Origin of the sequence: Pseudoroseomonas cervicalis ATCC 49957 (assembly GCF_000164635.1) — a bacterium.
Lineage (GTDB): Bacteria > Pseudomonadota > Alphaproteobacteria > Acetobacterales > Acetobacteraceae > Pseudoroseomonas > Pseudoroseomonas cervicalis.
The window spans coordinates 282,846-288,035 of sequence record NZ_GG770780.1 but is presented as its reverse complement, the minus strand read 5'-3'; the positions used below and the strand labels follow the sequence as shown (position 1 = coordinate 288,035).

The following is a 5,190-nucleotide window of genomic DNA, read 5'->3' as shown; positions in this document are numbered from 1 at the left end:
CGCGCAACACCCCGCCCCCCGCCCCGGCGCCGCCGCCGGCAACCCGGCCGAGGGCAGCCAGCTCGACCGCGTCGAGGCCTTCGGCAATGTCGAGATCCGCACGCCGTCCGAGGTGGTGCGCGGCGACCGTGGCGTCTATTCCGAGACCACCGGCATGTCCCGCCTGCTGGGCGGCGTGCGCATCACCCGCGGCGACAACCAGCTGAACGGGCAGGAAGCCATCGTCAACATGCGCAGCGGCGTGGCGCGGCTGGTGGCCGCGCCGGGCCAGCGCGTGCAGGGGCTGATCATCCCGCAGCAGGGCCAGCAGGCGCTGCAGCCGGGCGGCGCCCAGAACCAGGACCAGGGCCAGAACCCGGCCGCGCAACCCCCGAGCCAAGGCGGAGCCCGCCCCCGTTGAGCAGCACCACGACCACCCCGCAGGCCAGCCCGCCCCTGAAGGTCATCGCCGGCGATGCCGGCCTGGTCGCGACCGGCCTCGGCAAGCGCTACAAGAAGCGGCCGGTGGTGCGCAACGTCTCGCTCAGCGTCAAGCGCGGCGAGGCGGTCGGGCTGCTCGGGCCCAATGGCGCCGGCAAGACCACCACCTTCTACATGATCACCGGCCTGGTCCGCCCCGACCAGGGCCAGGTCTTCATGGACGGGCACGACGTCACCACCCTGCCCATGTACCGCCGCGCCCGCATGGGGCTGGGCTACCTGCCGCAGGAGGCCTCGATCTTCCGCGGCCTCAGCCTCGAGGACAACATCCGCGCGGCGCTGGAGGTGGTCGAGCCGGTGCGCGAGCGGCGCGAGCAGATGCTCGACTCCCTGCTGGCCGAGTTCGGGCTGACGCATCTGCGCCGCTCCCCCTCGCTCGCGCTGTCGGGCGGCGAGCGGCGGCGCTGCGAGATCGCCCGCGCGCTGGCCACCCACCCCGCCTATGTCCTGCTGGACGAGCCGCTGGCCGGCATCGACCCGATCGCGGTCGGCGAGATCCGCGACCTGGTGAAGCACCTGAAGAACCGCGGCATCGGCGTGCTGATCACCGACCACAACGTCCGCGAGACGCTGGAGATCATCGACCGCGCCTACATCCTGCACGATGGCCAGGTGCTGATGGAGGGCACGCCGCAGGACATCGTGGCGCATGAGGGCGTGCGCCGCGTCTACCTGGGCGAGCGGTTCAGCCTGTAGCATGGGCCCGCTGCACCGGCTTCGTGCGGCATCCGCCCCGCCCCCGGCCGGCTGACCGCCATGGCCGGGATCGGTCCGCGCCTCGATTTGCGGCAAAGCCAGTCGCTGGTGATGACGCCGCAGCTGCGGCAGGCGATCAAGCTGCTGCAATCCTCCAACCTGGAGGTCGGCGCCTTCGTCGAGGAGGAGCTGGAGCGCAACCCGCTGCTGGAGCGCGACGAGCGCCCCGACCTGCCGGCCGAGCCCGCCCTCCCCCACACCCCGCCCCCCGCCGACAGCTTCGAGGGCACCGCCGGCGCCACCCTGCCCGCCGAGGCGGAGGCGCCGCTCGACATCACCGACTGGTCGAACGTCTATGATGGCGAGGGCGGCGGCCCGGCCGAGGCCGGCTTCGCCGGCGGGCGCGGCGGCCGGCTCGATTTCGGCCAGGATGGGCGCGGCATCGACGAGCTGGCGGCCGAGCGCCCGCGCAGCCTGCGCGAGGAGCTGGCCAGCCAGATCCGCCTCGCCTTCGACCGCCCGGCGGACCGGATGATCGCGGCGCAGCTGGTGGCGCTGCTCGACCCCTCCGGCCGGCTGCTGGCCGAGGATTCGGCGATCGCCGCGGCGCTCGGCTGCGACGTGGCGCGGGTCGCCGCCATCCGCGCCCGCATGCAGCGCTTCGAGCCCACCGGCATGTTCTGCCGCTCCCTCGCCGAATGCCTGGCCGTGCAGCTGGCCGAGCGCAACCGGCTGGACCCCGCCATGCAGGCGCTGCTCGACAACCTGGAACTGCTGGCGCGGCGCGACATGCGCGGGCTGATGCGGCTCTGCGGCGTCGATGCCGAGGACCTGGCCGACATGGTGGCCGAGCTGAAGCGCCTCGACCCCAAGCCGGGCGCCGATTACGACGCCGCCCCCGCCCCCGCCCTGCTGCCCGACGTGCTGATGCGCCGCGCGCCGATCACCCCGGCCGCCACCGCCCAGGGCCACCCCCCGGCCATGGGCGAGGCCGGCGACTGGCTGCTGGAGCTGAACCCGGAGACCCTGCCGCGCGTGCTGGTCAACCGTGGCTTCCACGCCCGCGCCCTGGTCAGCGCGACGCGCGAGGAGCGCGCCTTCCTCTCGGAGAAATTCCAGGCCGCCAACTGGCTGGTGAAAAGCCTGGAGCAGCGCGCCGGCACCATCCTGAAGGTCGCCGCCGAGATCGTCCGCCGCCAGGACGGCTTCTTCCGCCACGGCGTCGAGCATCTCCGCCCGCTGATCCTGCGCGACGTGGCCGAGGCGGTGGAGATGCACGAATCGACCGTCAGCCGCGTCACCGCCAACAAATACATCGCCACGCCGCGCGGCCTGTTCGAGCTGAAATATTTCTTCACCACCGCCATCGGCGGCACGGCGGGCGAAACCTTCAGCGCGGAAGCCATCCGCCACCGCATCCGCGGCATGGTCGCCGCCGAGACGCCGGACGACATCCTCAGCGATGACGCCATCGTCGCAGCTTTGCGTCGGGAAGGGGTGGACATCGCCCGCCGAACGGTGGCCAAATACAGGGAAGCGCTGCGGATACCATCATCCGTTCAGCGCAAACGGGAGAAGGCCGTCCCGGCCTGACACCGGAGCGGGCGCGACCCGCCCGCTTCGCCGTCCCAGCGGGACGGCCCCTCCCCATTCAAGAAGGAGGGGTTACCCCGCCATGCACATCGTCGTCGCAGGGAAACAGGTCGAAACCGGCGAAGCCCTGAAGGTCCATGTGGCCGAGGGTTTGACCACGGTGACCAAGAAATACTTCGACCACGCCCTGGAAGCGTATGTCACCTTCTCCAAGAACCGCGCCTTCTTCGGCTGCACCATCGACATCCACGCCGGACGCGGGCTCAGCCTGCGCGGCGAGGGCGAGGGCGCCGACGCGCACCGGGCCTTCGACGAGGCCGCCTCGCACATCGCCAAAAGGCTGCGCCGCTACCGCCGCCGGATGAACGAACACTCGCGCGGCCTGGCCGATGAGCGCCTGCCCGCCAGCGCCGAGACCGCCCGCCAGGTGATCCTGGCCCAGCCGGCGGACGAGCCGGACGAGACCGTGGATGTCGACGCCCTGCTCGCCGACATCCGCGGCATCCCCGCCGATCGGCCCGACCCCGCCGTGGCGAACGGCCACGACCTCGCCAACAATGGCGAGCACGGCGCCATCATCGCCGAGACGCCCACCGAGATCGCCCGCCTCAGCGTCTCCGAGGCCGTCATGCGCCTCGACCTCGGCCAGATGCCGGTGATGATGTTCCGCAACCGCAGCAGCGGGCAGCTCAACGTCGTCTACCGCCGGCAGGATGGCCATATCGGCTGGATCGACCCGGCCGCCGCCTGAGGCACCAACAAAAAACCGGGAGGGCTCCGCCCTCCCGGACCCAACCGGCCAAGCGCCGGGAGGGCTCCGCCCTCCCGGACCCTCAGGCCGGGGTGGCAGGGCCACCCCGGACCCCGCCATCAGGTCCGGCGCGGCGGTGCCGCGCCGGGTCGCCCCGTCAGCGGCACATCAGCACGGGAATGTCGGCATTCTCCAGCACATGCCGCGTCACCCCGCCCAGGATCAGCTGCCGCAGCCGCGAATGGCTGTAGGCGCCCATGCACAGCAGGTCCGCGTTGAAGTCGCGCACGGCACCCAGCAGCCCGGCACCGACCTCGCGCGTCATCGGCTTGAACGGCACCGCCTCGGCCTGCACCTCGTGCCAGCGCAGATAGGCCTGCAAGCCCTCCGCCCCCGGGCCGCGCCGCTGATAGTCGTCGCTGTAGAGGATGCGCACCGCCTCGGCATGGTGCAGCCAGGGCAGCGCCGCCGCCACCGCCGCGGCACTCTCCGCCGTGCCGTTCCAGGCGCAGCAGACGCGGGTGCCGATGGTCCTGGGCGATTCGCGCGGCGCGATCAGCACCGGACGGCCGGAATCGAACAGCACCGCGTGCAGCGCGTCGGAGGAGGAGACATCCTCATCCGCCTCCGGATGCGGCACCACCGCCATGTCATAGAGCCGCGACTGCTGGGCGACGATGTCCTCCTCCCGCCCGGCGATCGACTCGAAGGACAGCGTCGGCCCCTCGGTCTTCAGCGCGCTCTCGGCCGACAGCGCGATGGTCACGTCGCGGCCCTGCACGAACTTCTCGAACAGGGCGCGCACCCGGCCGGCGCGCTCGCCGCTCTCGCGCTCGGTCGCCGCCATCATCTCCTCGATCATGGCGCCCGACAGGCCCTCGCCCGCCAGCGGCGCCACGTCGCGCGCATCGACCCGCACATGCAGGCAATGCACATGCGCGTTCCAGGTCCGCGCCACCATCAGCGCGGTGTTGAGCGCCGCCTCGCCCGCGGCGGTTCCGGTCAGCGGCAGCAGCAGCCGGCGATAGGCCATGGGTCGGTCTCCTTTGATCTGCCCGGATTATGGCTGCGCCCGGGCCTGACGCCAATGTAACCGCCAGGAGGGGGAGGTTAGGAGCCGCAGCCCGTCCCGGCCCGTTAAAAAAACGGAAGCCGGCCCCGCCCGCGCGGCGGGCCAGCGGACGGCATCACCCGCCGCGCGAACAACAGGCCCGCAAGGAACCGGTCACGCGCAAGGCCGGGGCGCCTTCAGGGAGCGGCCTCCGGCATCGTCGCGGTGACGTCCAGCCGGCGCCAGTCGATCGGGCCGGCCTCCGCCGCCGCCATGCTCTCCAGCACCGCGACATCGGCATCCGAGGCATCGCCGCGCCGCGCCGCCACGCGCTGCCGCAGCAGGTCCAGCGGCGCCTCCAGCCAGACGCCCTGGAAGGGCACCCCCGCTTCCGCCGCCACCGCCGCGATGCCCTGGCGCAAGGCGGGGTCGAGGAAGGCGGCATCGGCGATGACGCTGTGCCCGCCGCGCAGCGCCGTCTCCGCCAGGGCGAACAGCGCGGCATGCACGGCGGCGCTCTCGGCCGGCGCATAGGCCCCGGGGGGCAGGCGGGTCTCGGGGGGCAGGCCGTGGCGGCGCTTGCGGATCTCGTCGCTGCGCAGGATCAGCGCGCCGGGGG

6 protein-coding genes are annotated in these 5,190 nt (G+C 72.6%); 4 read left to right on the top strand and 2 right to left on the bottom strand.

Annotated features, from left to right (window positions below; translation table 11 throughout):
- The 4 genes from HMPREF0731_RS25555 to hpf all read left to right on the top strand — a co-directional run.
- Nucleotides 1–400 (top strand): LptA/OstA family protein (locus tag HMPREF0731_RS25555; protein WP_007004960.1); only part of this gene is annotated, 400 nt, incomplete at its 5' end.
- Between the two features lie 35 nt (nt 401–435).
- Nucleotides 436–1,176: an LPS export ABC transporter ATP-binding protein gene (lptB, locus tag HMPREF0731_RS14760; RefSeq protein ID WP_083854541.1), complete on the top strand. Its 741-nt coding sequence runs from the start codon at nt 436–438 to the stop codon at nt 1,174–1,176.
- 60 nt (nt 1,177–1,236) lie between these two features.
- Nucleotides 1,237–2,769, top strand: coding sequence for an RNA polymerase factor sigma-54 (gene rpoN, locus HMPREF0731_RS14755; RefSeq protein ID WP_007004958.1), 1,533 nt, complete (start codon nt 1,237–1,239; stop codon nt 2,767–2,769).
- Between the two features lie 82 nt (nt 2,770–2,851).
- Nucleotides 2,852–3,520 carry a ribosome hibernation-promoting factor, HPF/YfiA family gene (gene hpf / locus HMPREF0731_RS14750; protein WP_007004957.1) on the top strand — a complete coding sequence of 223 codons (669 nt, stop codon included), beginning with the start codon at nt 2,852–2,854 and terminating at the stop codon, nt 3,518–3,520.
- A gap of 157 nt (nt 3,521–3,677) precedes the next feature.
- On the opposite strand, the gene HMPREF0731_RS14745 is transcribed toward hpf, so the two are convergent.
- Nucleotides 3,678–4,553, bottom strand: coding sequence for a universal stress protein (locus HMPREF0731_RS14745; protein ID WP_007004956.1), 876 nt, complete (start codon nt 4,551–4,553; stop codon nt 3,678–3,680).
- 215 nt (nt 4,554–4,768) lie between these two features.
- Nucleotides 4,769–5,190, bottom strand: a 422-nt coding sequence (locus tag HMPREF0731_RS14740; RefSeq protein ID WP_007004955.1) for a P-loop nucleotide/nucleoside kinase family protein, incomplete at its 5' end; no start/stop codon positions are given.

Bases quoted from the DNA above. Each gene is read 5' to 3' on its own strand.
- HMPREF0731_RS14745 (WP_007004956.1), bottom strand. From the start codon at position 4,553: ATGGCCTATCGCCGGCTGCTGCTGCCGCTGACCGGAACCGCCGCGGGC.
- hpf (WP_007004957.1), top strand. From the start codon at position 2,852: ATGCACATCGTCGTCGCAGGGAAACAGGTCGAAACCGGCGAAGCCCTG.
- rpoN (WP_007004958.1), top strand. From the start codon at position 1,237: ATGGCCGGGATCGGTCCGCGCCTCGATTTGCGGCAAAGCCAGTCGCTG.